General features: G+C 61.0%; 21 protein-coding genes and 1 other RNA gene. 12 read left to right on the top strand and 10 right to left on the bottom strand.

All coding sequences use genetic code 11. The annotated features are described in order from the left end of the window. Positions 1–5: 5 nt before the first annotated feature. A complete protein-coding gene (locus AA105894_RS14380; protein ID WP_267312362.1) occupies positions 6–329 on the top strand; it encodes a hypothetical protein in 324 nt (107 codons plus the stop codon). 21 nt (positions 330–350) lie between these two features. Here AA105894_RS14380 and AA105894_RS14375 read toward each other — a convergent pair whose 3' ends face one another. After that, positions 351–587: a hypothetical protein gene (locus AA105894_RS14375; RefSeq protein WP_267312361.1), complete on the bottom strand. Its 237-nt coding sequence runs from the start codon at positions 585–587 to the stop codon at positions 351–353. Positions 588–591: 4 nt separating this feature from the next. Then, positions 592–1,500, bottom strand: a complete 909-nt coding sequence (gene thyX, locus AA105894_RS14370) for an FAD-dependent thymidylate synthase (protein WP_267312360.1) — start codon at positions 1,498–1,500, stop codon at positions 592–594. 102 nt (positions 1,501–1,602) lie between these two features. Between thyX and ssrA the strand changes: the two genes are divergently transcribed. Both ssrA and AA105894_RS14360 read left to right on the top strand, forming a co-directional pair. Further along, positions 1,603–1,922: a transfer-messenger RNA gene (ssrA, locus tag AA105894_RS14365) on the top strand. 87 nt (positions 1,923–2,009) lie between these two features. Beyond that, the gene (locus tag AA105894_RS14360; protein WP_188426124.1) at positions 2,010–2,531 is read left to right on the top strand and encodes an SspB family protein; all 522 of its coding nucleotides are present in this window, start codon (positions 2,010–2,012) and stop codon (positions 2,529–2,531) included. 48 nt (positions 2,532–2,579) lie between these two features. Here the strand turns inward: AA105894_RS14360 and AA105894_RS14355 are convergent, their stop codons facing one another. Then, positions 2,580–3,197: a TetR/AcrR family transcriptional regulator gene (locus AA105894_RS14355; RefSeq protein ID WP_267312359.1), complete on the bottom strand. Its 618-nt coding sequence runs from the start codon at positions 3,195–3,197 to the stop codon at positions 2,580–2,582. Positions 3,198–3,214: 17 nt separating this feature from the next. Here AA105894_RS14355 and AA105894_RS14350 point away from each other — a divergent pair, with 17 nt between their 5' ends. The 3 genes from AA105894_RS14350 to AA105894_RS14340 all read left to right on the top strand — a co-directional run bounded on the left by AA105894_RS14350 (position 3,215) and on the right by AA105894_RS14340 (position 5,828). Continuing rightward, positions 3,215–3,781 carry a hydrolase gene (locus AA105894_RS14350; protein WP_267312358.1) on the top strand — a complete coding sequence of 189 codons (567 nt, stop codon included), beginning with the start codon at positions 3,215–3,217 and terminating at the stop codon, positions 3,779–3,781. A 10-nt stretch (positions 3,782–3,791) separates the two neighbouring features. Then, the gene (locus AA105894_RS14345) at positions 3,792–4,862 is read left to right on the top strand and encodes an AbrB family transcriptional regulator (RefSeq protein WP_267312357.1); all 1,071 of its coding nucleotides are present in this window, start codon (positions 3,792–3,794) and stop codon (positions 4,860–4,862) included. Between the two features lie 573 nt (positions 4,863–5,435). After that, a complete protein-coding gene (locus AA105894_RS14340; RefSeq protein WP_188426128.1) occupies positions 5,436–5,828 on the top strand; it encodes a VOC family protein in 393 nt (130 codons plus the stop codon). Positions 5,829–5,868: 40 nt separating this feature from the next. Here AA105894_RS14340 and AA105894_RS14335 read toward each other — a convergent pair whose 3' ends face one another. The 5 genes from AA105894_RS14335 to AA105894_RS14315 all read right to left on the bottom strand — a co-directional run bounded on the left by AA105894_RS14335 (position 5,869) and on the right by AA105894_RS14315 (position 8,672). Further along, on the bottom strand, positions 5,869–6,093 hold the full coding sequence (locus AA105894_RS14335; protein ID WP_188426129.1) for a hypothetical protein: 225 nt from the start codon (positions 6,091–6,093) through the stop codon (positions 5,869–5,871). Positions 6,094–6,178: 85 nt separating this feature from the next. After that, the gene (locus tag AA105894_RS14330; RefSeq protein ID WP_267312356.1) at positions 6,179–6,754 is read right to left on the bottom strand and encodes a YceI family protein; all 576 of its coding nucleotides are present in this window, start codon (positions 6,752–6,754) and stop codon (positions 6,179–6,181) included. Position 6,755: 1 nt separating this feature from the next. Continuing rightward, positions 6,756–7,343, bottom strand: a complete 588-nt coding sequence (locus AA105894_RS14325; RefSeq protein WP_267312355.1) for a cytochrome b — start codon at positions 7,341–7,343, stop codon at positions 6,756–6,758. A 26-nt stretch (positions 7,344–7,369) separates the two neighbouring features. Further along, positions 7,370–7,993 (bottom strand): YceI family protein, encoded by a 624-nt coding sequence (locus AA105894_RS14320; protein WP_267312354.1) that lies wholly within the window; start codon positions 7,991–7,993, stop codon positions 7,370–7,372. A gap of 67 nt (positions 7,994–8,060) precedes the next feature. Then, a complete protein-coding gene (locus AA105894_RS14315) occupies positions 8,061–8,672 on the bottom strand; it encodes an FMN-dependent NADH-azoreductase (RefSeq protein ID WP_267312353.1) in 612 nt (203 codons plus the stop codon). 158 nt (positions 8,673–8,830) lie between these two features. Here AA105894_RS14315 and AA105894_RS14310 point away from each other — a divergent pair, with 158 nt between their 5' ends. The 5 genes from AA105894_RS14310 to AA105894_RS14290 all read left to right on the top strand — a co-directional run bounded on the left by AA105894_RS14310 (position 8,831) and on the right by AA105894_RS14290 (position 13,414). After that, the gene (locus AA105894_RS14310; RefSeq protein ID WP_267312352.1) at positions 8,831–9,820 is read left to right on the top strand and encodes a LysR family transcriptional regulator; all 990 of its coding nucleotides are present in this window, start codon (positions 8,831–8,833) and stop codon (positions 9,818–9,820) included. A gap of 110 nt (positions 9,821–9,930) precedes the next feature. Beyond that, a complete protein-coding gene (gene queA, locus AA105894_RS14305; RefSeq protein ID WP_267312351.1) occupies positions 9,931–10,968 on the top strand; it encodes a tRNA preQ1(34) S-adenosylmethionine ribosyltransferase-isomerase QueA in 1,038 nt (345 codons plus the stop codon). Beyond that, on the top strand, positions 10,965–12,137 hold the full coding sequence (gene tgt, locus AA105894_RS14300) for a tRNA guanosine(34) transglycosylase Tgt (RefSeq protein WP_267312350.1): 1,173 nt from the start codon (positions 10,965–10,967) through the stop codon (positions 12,135–12,137). The genes queA and tgt overlap by 4 nt, the downstream gene beginning before the upstream one ends. 13 nt (positions 12,138–12,150) lie before the next feature. Beyond that, positions 12,151–13,212, top strand: coding sequence for a tRNA epoxyqueuosine(34) reductase QueG (gene queG, locus AA105894_RS14295; RefSeq protein ID WP_267312349.1), 1,062 nt, complete (start codon positions 12,151–12,153; stop codon positions 13,210–13,212). Continuing rightward, on the top strand, positions 13,205–13,414 hold the full coding sequence (locus tag AA105894_RS14290) for a ribbon-helix-helix domain-containing protein (protein ID WP_188426137.1): 210 nt from the start codon (positions 13,205–13,207) through the stop codon (positions 13,412–13,414). Before queG ends, AA105894_RS14290 begins: the two co-directional genes overlap by 8 nt. 43 nt (positions 13,415–13,457) lie before the next feature. Here AA105894_RS14290 and AA105894_RS14285 read toward each other — a convergent pair whose 3' ends face one another. Both AA105894_RS14285 and AA105894_RS14280 read right to left on the bottom strand, forming a co-directional pair. Beyond that, positions 13,458–13,709, bottom strand: a complete 252-nt coding sequence (locus AA105894_RS14285; protein WP_267312348.1) for a hypothetical protein — start codon at positions 13,707–13,709, stop codon at positions 13,458–13,460. After that, on the bottom strand, positions 13,706–14,176 hold the full coding sequence (locus AA105894_RS14280; protein ID WP_267312386.1) for a DUF2778 domain-containing protein: 471 nt from the start codon (positions 14,174–14,176) through the stop codon (positions 13,706–13,708). Before AA105894_RS14280 ends, AA105894_RS14285 begins: the two co-directional genes overlap by 4 nt. A gap of 260 nt (positions 14,177–14,436) precedes the next feature. Between AA105894_RS14280 and AA105894_RS14275 the strand changes: the two genes are divergently transcribed. After that, positions 14,437–17,598, top strand: coding sequence for a response regulator (locus tag AA105894_RS14275; protein ID WP_267312347.1), 3,162 nt, complete (start codon positions 14,437–14,439; stop codon positions 17,596–17,598). Positions 17,599–17,608 lie beyond the last annotated feature (10 nt).

Raw genomic sequence — 17,608 nt, 5'->3', positions numbered from 1 at the left:
TCCCCGTGACACATAGCGCCGAAACGGAGCGTTCCGATGAGCAGGAAAGACAGCGGCGCCTGAATCTGCTGATCGACAGGCTGCCTGAACGGCTGCAGCGACTCACACGCTGGCTGCTGGCCCCTTCCCGTGTCTGGGTAAGGATACCGGCAGGCATCCTGTTCATGATCGGGGGATGTCTCGCGTTTCTGCCCGTTCTCGGCGTGTGGATGCTGCCGCTGGGCTTCTTTCTTCTGGCCGAGGATGTGCCGTTTCTGCGCCGGCTCAGCGGGCGCCTGCTGCTCTGGATAGAGCAGCGTCATCCAGGCTGGATGGGTCTCAAGGACTGAGACCCTCGCCCGGGCTCGCCCCTACTGCGCGGGGGCGGCAGGCTCTGGTGCCTTGCGGACACAGGCATCCTGCGTCCGCACCTGGTCGGTGCATTGTGGCAGAGGCTGCGTGACTGGAACCGGCCAGAACAGCCGGATGCCAAGCGAAACCAGGACCAGCAAAAGCGCCACCAGGGCCCAGGGCATGATCGAGGGCAATTTTTTCGGGGGCTCCGGATCAGGAACCCCCTCCTGCATGATCCGATGAAGATCGTTCACCCGCTCAGCCCTTTTTCAGGACGGCCTGCATCTCTTCCCATTCGCGCTTGCTCAGCCCGGCATCGGACTGGGCAACCACTTCACCGGCAAGCTGGCGACGCAGCACGTCGATCATGCCGGCAGAGAAGGTAAAGGCACCCAGACGATAATCCTCAAAAGCGGATGCCGTGATCGGCACCCAGGCGCGCAGCACATCGAGCATCGCCTCGGCATAGACGCGAATTTCGTACTGGGCATGGCTGTCGGCGCGCAGGCTCAGGAAATGCAGCAGGTTGTGAAGATCGATCTTCCAGTACCACTGCGTGTAGGTGTTGAGCGTCAGGTTCATGCGTGCAAGTTCGCGCGCCAGACCCAGACCCTCAGGATCGAGCATGGTCTCGTAGTTTTCGTAGCAGCGCGACGCATCCTGACGCAGCAGATCAAGCACTTCCGCCGCCTTGTCAGGCGAGAGGGCCTCTGCCCGTCCCTGACGGTTCGAGACGCTCTGGGCCGAAACCTGACCGGGTTCGGGCAGATAGAATTCGCGGTCGAGAATCGAATAGCGCGCCGAATATTCGTTCACGCTCGCCATACGATGGCGAATCCACTGACGGGCAACGAAGACCGGCAGTTTCACATGGAACTTGATCTCGCACATCTCGAACGGCGTCGAATGGCGATGACGCATGAGATAGCGGATCAGCCCGGTATCTTCAGAAACCTTCTTCGTGCCGCGCCCATAGGAAACGCGGGCGGCCTGAACCACGGCCCCGTCATCGCCCATATAGTCGATAACGCGGACGAATCCGTGGTCGAGCAGCTCGATAGGGGTGAAAAGAAGCGCCTCGAGCGCAGGCACGGTCGGCCGGCTCGTCTGGGAGGGCGCAAGGCGGGAGGCGTCGATCTCGGCGCGTTGTTCTGGTGTCAGCGGCATGGGGCGAGGCTTACCACAAGATGCCGGGTCATGACACCGCTCGATGGGGTCACAACGCAGTTTGCCCGGCGTACTTCCTGCGCCTGCAGCCCCGCATGGGGCCCCCTTGTCGCCGGAGGCCAGAGCGCCTATATGCAGCGGTGCCGGAGGGCTTGCCCTTGGCTATGGTGATAAACGGTAAGTGGAATAATCGTTACGGACCCGGGGGCAGTGCCCGGCGTCTCCACCATTCTTTCCTTATGGAAAGTCAGGGGACGAAACAGGCTCGACGTGCGTGGTAAAGACTTATCTTTTGCTCGGCATTGTACCGCCGTTATCGGGCTAAATCACAAGTGCCAATGATAACACAAAGGTGCTCGCTGTCGCTGCATAAGCGATAAGCGCGGTTCGGGAGGGCACCGGGCAACAGAAGCCCTCCCACTTTTCTCCATCCCCTTCTCTGCCCTTGCCATAAGGCATGAAACATCGCATCCCTGCGGGATCGTTTTTCGAAAAATGGATGGGTTGGAATGAGCGACGATCAGGGCGACGGCATGGATCACGATTTGCCAGAAAGCCTGCTGCCCTATGATGAGTGGGTCGAGGACGCCTATCGCGAGGTCATGCTGCGCGCACTCGATTACGCTGGCGCCGAAGGCCTGCCGGGCGAGCATCACTTCTATCTGACTTTCCTGACCGATTATCCGGGCGTCATCATTCCCGACCGTCTGCGCGCGCAATATCCGCATGACATGACGATCGTGCTTCAGCACCAGTTCTGGGACCTGAAGGTTGATCGTGAAGCCCTGACCGTCTCTGTCGGGCTTTCTTTCGGCGGGATCGGCAGCGTGCTCGTCATTCCGTTTGCAGCGATCACCGCCTTTGCCGATCCGCATATCCGCATGGCGCTGCGCTTTACGGTCGCGCCGAGCGAGATAGCGACGGAAGTGGAAGAGCCCGAGGCCGAAACGCCCGAAGAATCCTCCTCTCAGGCATCTGGCGAGGAAGGTCAGGTCGTGAGCCTCGACGCCTTCCGCAAACGCCCTCACTGATTTTTCTACTACGGACCGACAGGTTTTGCTGTCGGTCCGTTCAGGGTTTCAGGCGGCGCTGACCAGCGAGAAGACGAGTTTGCGGATCTCCGCCTCGACCTCCCCCTGCCCCTCACCTGTCACGAGCTGCGGTGCCAGCTTGAGCACATGAAGCAGCACGATACCGCGTGCCGCTGCGGTGTCCTGCGCTTCAGGACAGGTCTTTTTCAGAACAGCCACGACGCGTGCCAGAAACTGGTCGCGCCACGCCTTGCCTGACTGCTCGGCATCGGGACGCGCTGCCAGAAGCAGCGTCGTATAATCACGCTCGTCACGCTTATCGAGCCAGGCCCCCAGCAACTGTCCCGTCACCGCATCGCAGTCACCCGGTCGTGCCCCGGCGCAGATCTCGTCGAGCCGTGCCAGACGATCATGAATGAAGCGCTCGAGCAGGGTGAGAGACAGGCTCTCCTTGGTTGGAAAGAAACGATAGAGCGAGCCGATTGCCGTGCCGGAGCGCGCCGCAATCTCTGTCATGGTCGCGCCATCGACCCCCTTTTCGAGGAACAAGGCTCCAGCCGCGTCGAGAATACGCGCCACGCGCTCACGCCCGCGCTGTCTTTTCGGCGCAATAGCGTTTGACTTATGCGAGGATTCCCTCTCATAAGTAGGGGGTGACGTGCTCATAAGCGGAAAGATCTCCCATGCTTGCTCTTGATCCCAAAACGACAGCGCTCGTTCTGATTGACCTCCAGAAAGGCATTCTGAGTATGCCTGTCACGCCCCATTCCAGCAAAGACGTGCTGGAAAAAGGTACTGTTCTGGCGCAGCGCGCCCGTGCAGCGGGCGTGAAGGTGGTGCTCGTTCATGTCGGCTTTGCTGCCGATTTCGCCGATGCGCCGCCCCAGAATGTCGATGCCCCTCTGTCTTCCGCAGCGCCGCTTCCCGCTGACTGGAGCGATTTTGCTTCGGGCTTGCAGCAGGAGGGCGATCTGGTTGTGCTCAAGCATCAATGGGGCGCTTTCACCGGAACCGATCTTGATCTGCAGCTGCGCCGCCGCGGCATCAAAACCATTATCCTTGCAGGCATCGCGACCAATTTCGGAGTCGAATCAACCCTGCGTCATGCTTGGGAACTCGGCTATGACCTCGTGGTTCCCGAAGATGGCTGCACCTCTCTCGACAAGGACCTGCATGAGATGGCGTTCACACGCGTCTTTCCGCGGCTTTGCCGTGTGACACGCACCGACGAGATCAGCTTCACGGCATGAGGGCATGATCATGACGACCAGAGCGCAGACGAGAGCACGGACACTTGCCGGGCTGGGAGTGCTCTCCGCGCTTCTGACCGGGGGCCTTGCTCTTGCAGGTTTCCCTGCCGCGTTTCTGGTCGGCCCCATGATCGCTGCGATCATCATCGCCGTGATGGGTGCAGACATACCACTCGATCGACGATTGCCGCCTCTGGCGCAGGCCGTGATCGGGCAGCTCATGGCGCATAGCCTGACGCTCAAAGTGCTGCATGAAGTCGCAGCGCAGTGGGCCATTTTTCTTGGCGGCGTTTTTTCAGTCATCATTCTCAGCTTCACGCTCGGCTGGATACTCGCACACTTGCGGGTCATGCCGGGCAATGTGGCGCTCTGGGGGGCCTCTCCCGGCGCCGCCACGGCCATGACGCTGCTATGCGAGAGCTATGGCGCCGATCAGCGCCTCGTCGCCTTCATGGTCTATCTGCGCGTCCTTCTGGTCACACTGGCCACTTCCATTATCTCGCATCTCGTTGTGACGACACGCAGCCCCGTCCATGCCCTGACATTGGGGGCAGACCTGCCCTGGTGGCCCTGTCTGGCCATTGTGGCTGTGACGGCCCTGATCACGCCTCTGGTCAGACTTGGCGCAGCCCCGCTGCTGCTGAGTCTCGCAGGCGGGCTGATCGTGCAGACCGGTCTTGGCTTTCACTACAGGCTGCCGCTCTGGCTGCTGGCGCCGAGCTATGTGGTTATTGGCTGGATGATCGGGCGGCGCTTTACCAGAGACGTGCTGCACCATGTCTGGCGCGCCCTGCCTGCTGTCACGGTTTCTACCAGCATCCTGATTGCGGGCTGCGCCCTGCTTTCCTGGCCATTGGCGCATATCGCGCATGTCGATCTGCTGAGTGCCTATCTGGCCACCAGCCCCGGCGGCGCCGATTCCGTTGCCATTATTGCCGCCTCAACGCCGATCGATGTGCCGTTCGTCATGGCCATGCAGATCGCCCGTTTCATGGTTCTGATCATCGTGGCGCCGGGCATCGCCACCTTTCTCACCCGCTTCCTTCCAACTGACGGAACATCAGGTGCCAAGGCCCGCTAGCGCTCAAGAATATAGCGGAATGACGGGACTCCTTGCGATGAACGGGATGCAGGGTGTGGTATCTGATTGGGGATAGAGGACGCAGAAAGCGCTGCTTGATGCGATGCGCCCGGGAGGTAGAACACCGGCTCGCGCTCTGCGCTGAGCAAGAGCGGCCATTGTCTGGCATCGCCAAAAGCGCGCGACGTGGTGCGTGCCTTCTGGAAAGCCCGATTACCAGATGGGCGCTACCTGCTTATCCATCCTTCGGGCGAAGCGGGGCTTCTGGGCAAAATTCCGGGATGGAGGGGTCGAGTTGCTCGTCCTGCACGAGCGCCTCAAAAATGCGCTCGTCCCCCGAACGGGCCTGACGCCATTGACATCTCAATGCGAAGCTCCGGGCCCGTCTCAGAAAATGGCGCGCTGTCGAAACACTACAGGACAAACCACGTCTTCCCTCCCCTCGATGATACGCATCGCGTCCGCCGCAGATCGCTTCAGGAACCGACAGACCCTAGTCAGGCAGGGCGCAACCCTGATAGTGCTTGATCCGCTTCTGTTTGATGCGCCCCTGTCAGCGAAGGTTCGGCCCGCATGCGTTTTACCGTCGATCGCCTCGACCATATCGTTCTCACGGTTCGTGACCGTGCGCTCTCCGCCAACTGGTATCAGCGCGTTCTGGGCATGGAAATCGAGGAATATGGCCGCAACAACCGTGTCTCGCTGAGCTTTGGCGGCCAGAAGATCAATCTCCGCCCCGTCGAGTCCGAGGGCTGGACCACAGCCGAGCGCGCTGCCCCCGGTGTAAGCGATCTGTGCTTTACCACGGCCATCGACTCAGAAAATATCCAGCGTCATCTCGAGAAATGCGGCGTTGCCGTGATCGAGGGGCCGGTCATCCGTATCGGCGCGCTGGGGCCGATCACCTCGGTCTATATTCACGACCCCGACCAGAACCTGATCGAGATCGCTTCCTATCAGGGATAGGCTGAAAGGCGGGGCATGCCCCGCCTTTCAATGGTCGTGCTTACCAATTCTTGCTGATCAGCCAGAACTCTTCGGATGTCAGCGTGACCAGACCGCCGCCCGGCAGCGAGGTTTCTGCTGCTGCTGAGGCGAGGGCCTCGATGCGCTCGACCATGACAGTCTTGCGCACATGGGTCTCGGACTGTTCCTTGACCTGACCCAGAGCAGTTAGGGCAGATTTGGCGGCCTTGGCGACGCGGGCGGCATCGAGTGCTGCATAAGACATGGCGGATCTCCTGTGACGTTTGTTCTTTCTGTCTAATCCATTCCGCCCGTCACTTCACCCCCCGGAATGCGCGGGGCAAAACCGCTTACGGTGCCTGATCGGCAACAAAGTCGAAGGTGACCGTTACAGGTAGACCGACCCACTGCCCTGAAGCCCATGGCCCCTGCCCCACACCAAACAGGGCGCGTGAAAAGGCAGCCTGTCCCTGGGCATGGGCTTTGCTGCCATCGACATGCAGCGTGAAATCGAGCGTCACCGGATGGCTGAGATCGCGCAATGTCAACGTGCCAACAGCCTCATAATGGTCACCCGAAATCTGACGGACGCTCGTCGAAACGAAATGCGCCTTTGGAAAATGCGCGATATCGAACCAGTCGCTCCCCGGTAGGGCCGTATCGCGCTGGGTGTCGCCGGTCTTTGCGCTTGCAAGATCGATTGTCAGCTCGATATGCGCTTTTTCCGGCGCAGCCGGATCAAGAATGATCGTCGGTTCGTAGCGCGTGAAAACGCCCTTGAAGGCCGAGCCCGTCTGGGTGCCGGCAAAGCCGAGCTGACTATGGTCCTTTTCAACCTGCCAGTTCGCCGCCTGCGCAGTAGCCTGACAGGCAATACCACCGCACAATAGAAGCACGGGCACGAAGGGCTTGAGAACAGACATCATATCAGAGGTCCTTGTGTCTGGTTCGACGCCATGAGGGCAGCATCCGCATCAGCACGGCGTCGCGCAGAATGAAATGATGGCGCAGTACCGCCAGAATATGCAGCGCGAGCACCGCCATCAGAAAATAGGCGCCGTAAGCATGGAGCGTGGTGAACACCGCCTCGACCGGGCGCTTGTCCGCGAGATGGGGCAGATAGGGAAGATCGGGCCAGGGAATCAGACCGAACAGCACGGTCGGTATGGCAAAGACCGAACTCGAAACCAGCGCCCATCCCGTCAGCGGCAGAAAGAACATTTCACCGTAAAGCAGGAAATGGCCCAGTTTCGCCAGCCGGATCTCATGCTGCGCCATGCTGGCAGGCAAGACAGGCGGTCGGTGCAGAAGGCGCCAGATCAACCGCAGCAGCGCCGCGAGCAAAATCGTAATGCCGATCGATTTGTGCAGCTGGAACAGGCGGAACATGGTGCCCGGATCGAGTGACCCATGGACCATGATCAGCCCGATGGCGAGAAGCGCCAGGATACCAAGGGCCATGATCCAGTGCAGGATCATGGCCACGGCGCCATAACGTTGTGTCGCTAGCGACATGTCCCGTCATCCACCAGAGAGTCAGATCAGGACTGGCGCTCGAACGCACCTGCGATATGCAGGGTGACGCTGTCGCCCACCAGCGGCACATAACGGCTTACCCCGAAAGCCGAGCGCATGATGACGGCATTGCCCTCGAAACCGACCGTCTCCTTCTTGTCGAGCGGGTTGATGCCGCTCCCGATCAGGCGAGCCTTGATCGTGACCGGATGGGTTACGCCATGAAGGGTCAGATCACCCGTGATGTTGGCAGTCTTCGCGCCGGTCTTGACCACCTTGGTCGAGACGAAATGAGCGGTCGGGAACTTATCGGCATCGAACCAGTCAGCGCCCTTGAGCTCGCCATCGAGCTTTGCCACCGTGGTCTGGACCGAGTTGATCGGCAGGGTGATATCGAGCTTCGTAGCATCGATATGCGCCGGATCAAGGGTCAGCGTACCCGAGGCCTGCGAGAAGAAACCCGAGAAATCGCTGAACCCCATATGGAGCAGCGAGAAGCTGATCTGGGTGTGATACGGCTCGACTGCATAGCTGCCCGCCTGAACGGCCTTCGGGTCAGGCGATCCGCCCTGCTGGGCATGCGCCTGCGGCGCGCCAGCAGCGGCAAGGGCGGTGATGAGGGTGGCGCTGGCGAGAAGGGTCTTGTGCATGAACAAATCCTGTTGGCAAAAAAAGACTGGATCGGGGGCGGCCCGAGAGAGGACTCCCGGGAAAGGATCAGAGAGCGAGCGCGGCAATTTCAGCACGGGCAGCGCTCATGGCCGTCTCGCGGGAATCACCGCCGCGGCTCAGGCCTTCGGCACGGATCCAGGTGACATCCTTCAGCCCGACAAAGGCGAGAACGGCAGCGAGATAAGGCTCCTGATGATCCATCGAGGCTGCCGGATGACCTGCGCTGTACTGGCCGCCGCGCGTCGAGATCAGAATGGCCTTCTTGCCCTCGGGCAGCAGGCCAACCGGCCCCTTTTCGCTGTAGCTGAAGGTCTTGCCTGCCACCATGATCCGGTCGATCCAGTTCTTGAGCTGGGCAGGAACCGTGAAATTATACATCGGCACGCCAATCACCACGATATCGGCTGCGAGCAGCTCGTCGATATGCGCGTTGCCACGGGCCAGATCGGCCTGAAGCGTCTCATCGGTCACTTCGCCGCCAAAGCGCGCCGCGATATGCCCTGAGCCAAGCTCGGGTATCGGCTGGGCAGCCAGGTCGTGATAGGTGATTTCGGCCTCGGGATGAGCTGCCTTCAGATGGGCAATCGTCTCTGCCGAAAGTGCGCGGCTGGCCGAATTATCACCCAGAATGCTCGAATCGAGATGAAGGATCTTCATGAGAGCTTCGCCTTATGTCGTGTCGGATGAAGCGGCCCGGCATGAAACGAAAAACGCACCGGTCCGCTGGTCTTTGTTACCGTCCCACATCGTGACCCATCTCGACAGTCAATATATTCCGATGGATAGTATCGCTTTACACGATAGGTGAAGGCTCCATGCTCGACAGGATCTCTCTCGACCAGCTGCGCGTATTCATAGCCGCTGCCGACGAGGGCAGCTTCTCTGCGGCTGCACGACGCTTCAGGCGTTCGCAACCCGCCATCAGCGAAATGATCGCAACCCTCGAATCACAGATCGGCGTTCAGCTTTTCGACCGTATCGGTCGCTATCCGCAGCTGACCAAGGCCGGCGAAACCCTGCTGGCCGACGCACGCGGCATTGTCATGAATGTCGATCATATGAAGGCGCGTGCCTATGGCATGTCATCGGGTATCGAACCCGAGCTGTCGGTGGTGGTCGATGTGTTCTTCCCTATGGATCGCATGACCCGCGTGGCGCGCGGCTTTCGCGAGACCTTTCCCCATACGCCGCTGCGCCTGTTCGTCGAGGCCTTGGGTGGCGTCTTCCAGCCTGTTCTCGACGGGCGCGCTCAGATCGCGATTGCGGGGCCCCTGCCGGATGTACCGCCCTCCTGCTCGACTGAAACCCTGGGCGATATCCGTTTCATGATGGTGGCCTCTGCCGAGCATCCTCTCGCCCGCCATAACGGCCCGATCCCGCGTGACGAACTCGCGCGGCATGTGCAGCTCGTGCTGACCGACCGCACCGATCTCTCGGCAGGGCGCGAACGCGGGGTGCTTTCTCCCTTCACCTGGCGCCTCGCCGATCTCTACGCCAAGCATCATTTTCTTCTTGGCGGGCTCGGCTGGGGCGGCATGCCGGTCCATAGCGTTGCCGATGATCTGGAGGCTGGCAGACTGGTCGAACTGACCATTGACGGGATCTCGCCGGGCGGGGCGAACATGCCCATGAGCGTGGTCTATTCGACCGCCGAACCCCCCGGCCCTGCGGGGCGCTGGCTGATAGACCATCTCAAGCTCTGCCCCAGAAGGCAGGCTGCGCGTGAAGCTGAAGAGGGCAAAAGCGCCAGCAGCGCGGCGGGAGAAGGCATGAACGAGGAGCAAGCAACGACACTCGCGATCTGATCCCCGCGACTGTCATTGCAGGGCGGCGGCGGCGGGCGCGGAGGGAGAACCCGGTTTTTCCTGATTTGCGCTGGCATTTTCCGACCGATCTGGCCTAAACGAAGCCGCCCATGCAGATATCCGATTTCGATTTCGATCTTCCGCGCGAGAATATCGCTCTGGAACCCGCCCGCCCGCGTGACAGCGCCCGTCTGTTGCGCGTTGCTGCCGGTCAGCCTTTGGCCGAAACGCGCATCAGCGACCTGCCCGGTCTGCTCGAACCCGGCGATCTGCTGATTGCCAATGACACGGCAGTCATCCGTGCCCAGCTCGCAGCAAGGCGGGGCGAGGCGAAAATCGGCATCACGCTCGATCGTATCCTGAGCGATGGCAGCTGGCATGCGCTGGCGAAAAACGCCCGCAAGCTGAAGCCGGGCGACACACTGCATTTCGGCACGGACCCGGTAACCGCCGAGGTGGTCGAGAATGAGGGCGATGGCGCGATCTCGATGCGCTTCTCTGCCGAGGGCGAGGCGTTTGACGACTTCCTCAAACGGGCCGGTGTGCTGGCCCTGCCGCCCTATATCGATCGCCCCACCGGCCCGACCATGCAGGATGACAGCGACTACGCCACGATTTTCGAGCGCCACAAGGGCGCCGTCGCCGCTCCGACAGCGGGGCTGCATTTCACCCCCGATCTGCTGGCAGCGCTCGATGCGCGCGGTGTGAAGCGCCACACCCTCACCCTGCATGTGGGAGCCGGCACGTTCCTGCCTGTGCGTGACGAAATTGCCAGCCACAAGATGCACGCCGAATGGGGCCGCATCGACACCCGGACGGCACAGCTCATCAATGACACCCGCGCCAGTGGCCGGAAAATCGTGGCCGTAGGCACGACCAGCCTGCGCCTGCTTGAAAGCGCCGCAGACGAGCACGGCATCGTTCACCCCTGGGAGGGTGAGACCTCCATTTTCATCAAGCCGGGCTATCGTTTCCGTGCGGTCGATCGGCTGATGACCAATTTCCACCTGCCGCGCTCGACCCTGTTCATGCTCGTCTGTGCGCTGGCCGGAACCGAGGCCATGCGCGACGCCTATCGCCATGCGATTGCCCAGGGCTTTCGCTTTTATTCCTACGGAGATGCCTGCTTGCTGGACCGCGCCCCATGACCGAATCCGCCACGAAAATGCAGTGGAAGGCCGAGGCCTGTTGCGGTCAGGCGCGTGCGGGCCATCTGCATACCGCCCATGGCACGATCCCGACGCCTACGTTCATGCCGGTCGGCACGGTGGGCACGGTCAAGGCCATGACCATGGATGCCGTGCGCTCAACAGGTGCGGGTATCATTCTGGGCAATACCTACCACCTCATGCTGCGCCCCGGCGCCGAGCGCGTGCGCAAGATGGGCGGCCTGCATCGCATGATGGACTGGTCAGGCCCGATCCTGACCGATTCAGGCGGGTTTCAGGTCATGTCGCTCGGCGCGCTGCGCAAGCTCGATCAGGACGGGGTGACGTTCAACTCGCATATCGATGGCTCGAAGCATCGCCTGACGCCGGAAAGCAGCACCGACATCCAGCACGCGCTCGATGCCACCATCACCATGTGCTTCGATGAATGCCCCGCCCTGCCCGCCACGCCGGAGCGTCTCGAATCCTCCATGGAATTGTCCATGCGCTGGGCAGCGCGCTCGCGCGAGGCCTTCGTGCAGCGCCCCGGCTATGGCCAGTTCGGCATTGTGCAGGGTGGCACCGAACGCGATCTGCGTGCCCGCTCGGCGAAGGCCCTGACCGATATCGGCTTTGAAGGCTATGCCATTGGCGGTCTGGCGGTAGGCGAAGGTCAGGAGCTGATGTTCTCGACGCTCGATTTCACCACACCGCTCCTGCCGCAGGACCATGCGCGCTATCTGATGGGCGTGGGCACGCCCGATGATTTGCTGGGCGGTGTCGAGCGTGGCGTCGACATGTTCGATTGCGTCATGCCCACGCGCGCAGGCCGCACGGCACGCGCCTATACCGAGCGCGGCACGCTCAATATGCGCAATGCGCGTCATGCAGAAGACAACCGTCCCATCAGCCCCGATTGCGACTGTCTGGCCTGCTCACGCCATAGCCGCGCCTATCTGCATCATTTGTTCCGTGCCAATGAAATTCTGGGGCCGATGCTGCTGACATGGCATAATCTTGCCTATTACCAGCGCCTGATGCGCCAGATACGGGTTGCCATTGTCGACGGCGCCCTGCCGCAGAAAGCGCTCGCCCTGCGCGCCGACTGGGCCGCGGGAGACTGGACACAGGACGAGTTCCCCCAGCCGGACTGGCCGCCCGTCCCATGACGCCTCTCTCCCCATGAGCAAGAGCATCGAGGACCGCATTGCCGACCATGCGCGGCATCTCGGTTTCGATGCGATCGGCTTTTGCGACGCCTCCCTGCCCGAAGAAGCCCGCACGCGGTTGCGCCAGTTCGTGGAAGACGGGCGGCACGGCACGATGAGCTGGATGGAACAGCGCATTGACCAGCGCGGCGACCCCAAAGCCCTCTGGCCTGAAGTCCGCAGTGTGATTTCACTCGGGCTTTCCTACGCGCCCGAGGCCGATCCTGCAGAAACGCTCGACCAGCCCGATACGGGCACGATCTCGGTCTATGCCCGCCACCGCGATTATCATGATGTGCTCAAAGGCATGCTCAAGCATCTGGCGCAATTCGTAGTGCGTCAGGATGTTGGCGGCGATGGCACGCAGGTAAAGGTGTTTGTCGACACCGCGCCGGTCATGGAAAAGCCCCTTGCCGAACAGGCCCAGCTTGGCTGGCAGGGCAAGCACACCAATGTGGTCTCTCGCATTCATGGCTCCTGGCTGCTTCTGGGCGAAATCTACACCACGCTTGAACTCACCCCCTCGCCGCCTCGCGCCGGGTCATGCGGCAGTTGCACGCGCTGCCTGACAGCCTGCCCTACCGATGCCTTTCCGCGCCCCTATGCGCTCGATGCGCGGCGCTGCATTGCCTATCTCACCATCGAGCATGACGGGCCGATACCGGTCGAATTTCGCAAGGCCATGGGCAATCGCATCTATGGCTGCGATGACTGCCTCAATGCCTGTCCGTGGAACCGGTTTGCTGCGACCTCGCGCCACATGAAGCTCCAGCCCCGTGCCGATCTGATGGCCCCCAGACTGGATGATCTGGCCCGGCTGGACGATGCCGGATTCCGCAGCTTTTTTTCCGGCTCACCTATCAAGCGCATCGGGCGCAACCGCTTTGTACGGAATGTGCTGATTGCGCTCGGCAATTCCGGCAATCGCGCGCATCTGCCTCTGGTCGCGCATCTGACGCAGGACGAAAGCCCGATTGTCGCGGACGCTGCCGCATGGGCGCAAACCGAATTACAGGAAGCCGCATCGAATGAGTGATCTCGTCAAACGCAGCTTCACCTTGTCACGCCATCGCACCAGCATCGCCCTCGAGCCTGAATTCTGGGCCGTGCTAGAAGAGATGAGCGCAGAGAATTCTCTGGCCTCACTGATCGCAAGCATCGACGCAACCCGCCCACCGGAACGCCCGCTCGCCTCGGCATTGCGGGTGGCCTGTCTGGTTTTTCAGCGCAGCAGGTGAGCGTAATCCGATAGCGCGCCCTGCCCGCAGCGCAGCAAGCCACTCAGCCCCTGCGGCGGCCTATCAATACGCCGACCCCTGTCACGATGACATAGGCCAAAAAGATGCTGACGAGCATCATGGTCGCCATGATGATGCTGGCCTGACTCAGGCCAAGGCCGAGAGCGTCATTGAGAGAAAAGACGGGTGACAGCATCTTCCATGTCCGCCCCGACCAGGCGAAATAATGATGGGTCGCGTTGCCCAGAGCGAGATAGACCAGAAGAGCGACGGACAGGGTAATGAACGCTTTCATTTGACTTCCAGTGTCCCGTAGCAACGCATGCCATTCAGATAGGCGAGAGGTTGGGCGAGCAGAAACTCACGCAGGCGGTAGAAATCATGGGCGTCCGGTAGCGTGATGCATCCCTTGCTGATGCCCCAGAACCCGACCGGGTGTAGCCTGAAAGCCCCTCGCCTGATGCCGTCAATCGATGTCTGGTCATCAATGACGCCATCATCGCGATAAAGGGCGAACCAGTCCTGACGATTGGTGCCCGCGAATAGATCACCGATATGATCCCTGAAGATACCCAGTCGGCCACCGCACTGCCGATCGAGGATATGGTAAAGCCCCAGCGGGAGCGGGCCATTATTCCTGTTGCTGGTCGCCGCAGCACGGTTGGTCAGATTGCCAGATCCGGAATAAGCAGGAAACGAGCCGAACCCCGCGCAGGTAAGCACCGAGAAATCCTTCTCATTGAGGTAGAATACGCAATGCACGGGCAAACGATTTCGCCTTCAATAGAGAGAACAGAAGAGTGTACTGTAGTACTCCTGTCCTGTTTGCATTTCGCCGGCTGAAAAACCATTGCCGCTCGGCCTCGTTCGCGCTTTTGTCAGTATCATCACGAAATTTTTCCGGGGCTTCGGGCTGCGCCTCACCCGATCGTGAGCGAACCCCTAGCCAATGACGATTGTTGTCGATATTTAACGACAACATCATATTGCTCACCTCTGTGACGCTGGGGCTTCATCGATCCATGACGTCTTGCCCATCTGGCACTGCCACTTCTCCTGACAGCCTCGAAGCCTTCATGGACGCCGAGATCACGCGTGGCAGCTTTGCAAGTGAGCGCGCCATGGTCGAAGCCGGGCTGACCCTGCTGCGTGAGAAAATGGTTCTTTCGGCAAAGCGGGAGGGGATCGCCTTTCCTCCTGCCGGGGGGCAATGCGGAGCGCTGATACGCGGGCTCGACTGGACACAGCATGCCGTTGGCCCGACGCGCATATGGTCTGATCCGCTGAGAGCGACGATAACCAATGTTGTCAATTCCCCGGTGGCCAAGATGCTGCTCTGGGGGCCGGAGCAGATCCTGTTCTATAATGACGCCTTCAGTGTCATTGCTGCCGACCGCCATCCCTGCGCGCTCGGCACCTCACTCGCCAGGGCATTCCCTGAACTCGATGACTGGACGAGACCCGCTCTCGAAGCAGGGCTGCGCGGAGAAGCCGCCAGTTTTCTCAATCGAAAGGTCAGGCTCAACCGCAAGGATCAGGTCGAGACGCTGATCCTCGATTTCTACTTCACCCCTGTCTATGAAACGGGTGAGACGCCCGGGGGCGTGCTCTGCACGATTGTCAACAACACCGAGCGCGTCCATGCCGAGACGCGCCTCGCCTCGAGCGAATCCGAATTGCGGCGCGTCACTGATGCGACGCCCATGCTCGTCTCCTATGTCGATCAGGCGCATGTCTATCGCTTTGCCAATGCTGCCTATGAAACCTGGCTTGGCCTGCCGCTGGAGCGCATCGTCAACCGCCCCGTCACCGAGGTGCTGGGCGCACGCGTCTATGAAGACCGGCGCCCCGATCTCGAAGCCGCACTCTCGGGTCGGTCGATCACGGCTGAAACGCTTCTACCGCAGCCTGACGGCACGGAGCGACATACAGAATTCCGCTACGTGCCGCATATCGATGACGACGGCCTGGTGCATGGCGTGCATATTCTTGGCATCGATATTGAAGACCGGGCACGGCGTATCGCCGAGGTTGCGGCGAGCGACCTGCGTTTTCGCACCGCCATGCAGGCGGTTCATGGTGTGCTCTGGACCAATAGCGCCGATGGTCGCATGACTGGCGAGCAGCCCGGCTGGGCAGCACTGACGGGGCAGAGCTACGAGGAATATCAGGGTTTCGGCTGGGCCAATGCTGTCCACCCTGACGATGCCGCCTCCACTGTTGTCGCATGGAACGCCTCTGTGAGGGCGCGCAGCATGTTTGTGCAGGAGCATCGCGTTCTGAGCCGTGATGGCGCCTGGCGCAATTTTGCCATTCGGGCGCTGCCGATCCTGAATGAGAAGAACGAGATCACCGAATGGGTGGGTGTGCATACCGACATCACCCATCAGCGCGCTGCCGAAGCTGCCCTGCGCGAGCGCGCCGATGATCTGGCCCGTCAGGTGCGCCATCGCCAGCGTGCAGAGGAACAGCTCCGCGCACTCAACGAGACGCTCGAAAACCGTGTGATCGAAGAGATTACCGAGAGACGCGCTGCCGAAACACGCCTGGCTCAGGCGCAGAAAATGGAGTCGATCGGCAAACTCACCGGCGGCGTCGCCCATGACTTCAACAATCTGCTTCAGGTCATCAGCGGCAATCTGCAATTGCTGGGCAAGGATGTGGCAGGCAATGCCCGTGCCGAGCGCCATGTCGCCAGCGCCATGGGCGGTGTGCAGCGCGGCTCGCGTCTGGCCAGCCAGCTACTCGCCTTCGGGCGCCGCCAGGCGCTTGAGCCCAAGATCGTCAATGTCACGCGCTTCGTACGCGGTATGGATGACATGCTGCGCCGCGCCATAGGCGAAGGGATCGAGATCGAAACCATCGTTTCAGCGGGGCTGTGGAACACCTTCATCGATCCGGCCCAGATCGAGAATGCCCTGCTCAATCTCGCCATCAACGCGCGCGATGCCATGGACGGTCACGGCAAACTCACCATCGAACTCGGCAATGCCCAGCTCGACGATGCCTATGTGCGTCAGCATGACGACGTGAAAGCCGGTCAGTATGTCCTGCTTGCCGTTTCGGATACCGGCATGGGCATGACCCCGGAAATCCTCTCGAAAGTCTTCGAGCCCTTTTTCTCGACAAAGGCCGAGGGCAAGGGATCGGGGCTTGGCCTGTCGATGGTCTATGGCTTTGTCAAACAGTCGAACGGCCATATCAATATCTACTCGGAGCCCGGTGAGGGTACGACCATCAAGCTCTACCTGCCCCGCGCCATGGATGCCGAGGATGTCGAGATCGATCTGCACATGGCCCCCGTCACCGGTGGGAACGAAACAGTGCTCGTGGTGGAAGACGATGACGAAGTGCGTGCGATCGTGGTCGAGATGCTGTCAGATCTCGGCTATCAGGTGCTCAAGGCCACAGACGCTGCCAATGCGCTGGTCGTGATCGAAAGCGGCATGCCTATCGACATTCTGTTCACAGACGTGGTGATGCCCGGCACGCTGAAAAGCCCCGAACTCGCGCGCCGCGCCAAGGAACGCCTGCCCGATATCGCGGTCCTGTTCACCTCCGGCTACACCGAAAACTCCATCGTGCATGGCGGCCGGCTCGATGCCGGGGTCGAGCTGCTCTCGAAGCCCTATACGCGCGACGCGCTCGCCCGGAAGTTCCGGCATGTGCTCGCCAACCGCCAGCAGCGCCAGCAATCCGCCGCGTCGATTACCCACACCGCCGCGATACCGCCCGTCGATAACGCACCGGTCTCGACATCCCCGTCACAATCGCTGTGCATGACGATCCTGCTGGTGGAAGATGATCGGCTGATCCGTCAGGCCACATCGGAAATGCTGAAGGAGTCGGGATATCTGACAGTCGAGGCCTCAGATTATGATGAAGCCCTGATTGTGCTCCAGACCATGCCTGTCGATGTGCTGCTCACTGACGTGAACCTGCCCGGCCTCTCAGGCAAGGATCTGGCAGAACAGGCGCGCAGCCTGAAACCAGATATCGGGGTGGTGTTCGCCACAGGCGACAGCCACGCGATACAGGGAGATAGCTCGGTCGAGATACTGCCCAAGCCCTATGACCTCGCCCAGATGCGTGCGGCCATTGCCCGAAGCCTGCCGCGCCTTGCTGCCGAGCCTGAGAACAGCGAGACGTCGCTGGCCACACCGGACCGACCGGCAACCGTTTGAACTTCTGCCG

This window comes from Asaia spathodeae NBRC 105894, assembly GCF_025994195.1.
Classification (GTDB): domain Bacteria; phylum Pseudomonadota; class Alphaproteobacteria; order Acetobacterales; family Acetobacteraceae; genus Asaia; species Asaia siamensis.
The sequence above is the reverse complement of the archived record's forward strand: the minus strand, read 5'-3'. Positions and strand labels throughout refer to the sequence as shown.

What these genes read in the sequence shown, in the direction of transcription:
- AA105894_RS14325 (WP_267312355.1), bottom strand. Translation starts at nt 7,343, where the DNA reads ATGTCGCTAGCGACACAACGTTATGGCGCCGTGGCCATGATCCTGCAC.
- AA105894_RS14335 (WP_188426129.1), bottom strand. Translation starts at nt 6,093, where the DNA reads ATGTCTTATGCAGCACTCGATGCCGCCCGCGTCGCCAAGGCCGCCAAA.
- AA105894_RS14330 (WP_267312356.1), bottom strand. Translation starts at nt 6,754, where the DNA reads ATGATGTCTGTTCTCAAGCCCTTCGTGCCCGTGCTTCTATTGTGCGGT.
- AA105894_RS14355 (WP_267312359.1), bottom strand. Translation starts at nt 3,197, where the DNA reads ATGAGCACGTCACCCCCTACTTATGAGAGGGAATCCTCGCATAAGTCA.
- AA105894_RS14285 (WP_267312348.1), bottom strand. Translation starts at nt 13,709, where the DNA reads ATGAAAGCGTTCATTACCCTGTCCGTCGCTCTTCTGGTCTATCTCGCT.
- AA105894_RS14345 (WP_267312357.1), top strand. Translation starts at nt 3,792, where the DNA reads ATGACGACCAGAGCGCAGACGAGAGCACGGACACTTGCCGGGCTGGGA.
- thyX (WP_267312360.1), bottom strand. Translation starts at nt 1,500, where the DNA reads ATGCCGCTGACACCAGAACAACGCGCCGAGATCGACGCCTCCCGCCTT.
- AA105894_RS14310 (WP_267312352.1), top strand. Translation starts at nt 8,831, where the DNA reads ATGCTCGACAGGATCTCTCTCGACCAGCTGCGCGTATTCATAGCCGCT.
- AA105894_RS14320 (WP_267312354.1), bottom strand. Translation starts at nt 7,993, where the DNA reads ATGCACAAGACCCTTCTCGCCAGCGCCACCCTCATCACCGCCCTTGCC.
- AA105894_RS14315 (WP_267312353.1), bottom strand. Translation starts at nt 8,672, where the DNA reads ATGAAGATCCTTCATCTCGATTCGAGCATTCTGGGTGATAATTCGGCC.
- AA105894_RS14340 (WP_188426128.1), top strand. Translation starts at nt 5,436, where the DNA reads ATGCGTTTTACCGTCGATCGCCTCGACCATATCGTTCTCACGGTTCGT.
- AA105894_RS14275 (WP_267312347.1), top strand. Translation starts at nt 14,437, where the DNA reads ATGACGTCTTGCCCATCTGGCACTGCCACTTCTCCTGACAGCCTCGAA.
- AA105894_RS14290 (WP_188426137.1), top strand. Translation starts at nt 13,205, where the DNA reads ATGAGTGATCTCGTCAAACGCAGCTTCACCTTGTCACGCCATCGCACC.
- queA (WP_267312351.1), top strand. Translation starts at nt 9,931, where the DNA reads ATGCAGATATCCGATTTCGATTTCGATCTTCCGCGCGAGAATATCGCT.
- AA105894_RS14350 (WP_267312358.1), top strand. Translation starts at nt 3,215, where the DNA reads ATGCTTGCTCTTGATCCCAAAACGACAGCGCTCGTTCTGATTGACCTC.
- tgt (WP_267312350.1), top strand. Translation starts at nt 10,965, where the DNA reads ATGACCGAATCCGCCACGAAAATGCAGTGGAAGGCCGAGGCCTGTTGC.
- AA105894_RS14360 (WP_188426124.1), top strand. Translation starts at nt 2,010, where the DNA reads ATGAGCGACGATCAGGGCGACGGCATGGATCACGATTTGCCAGAAAGC.
- queG (WP_267312349.1), top strand. Translation starts at nt 12,151, where the DNA reads ATGAGCAAGAGCATCGAGGACCGCATTGCCGACCATGCGCGGCATCTC.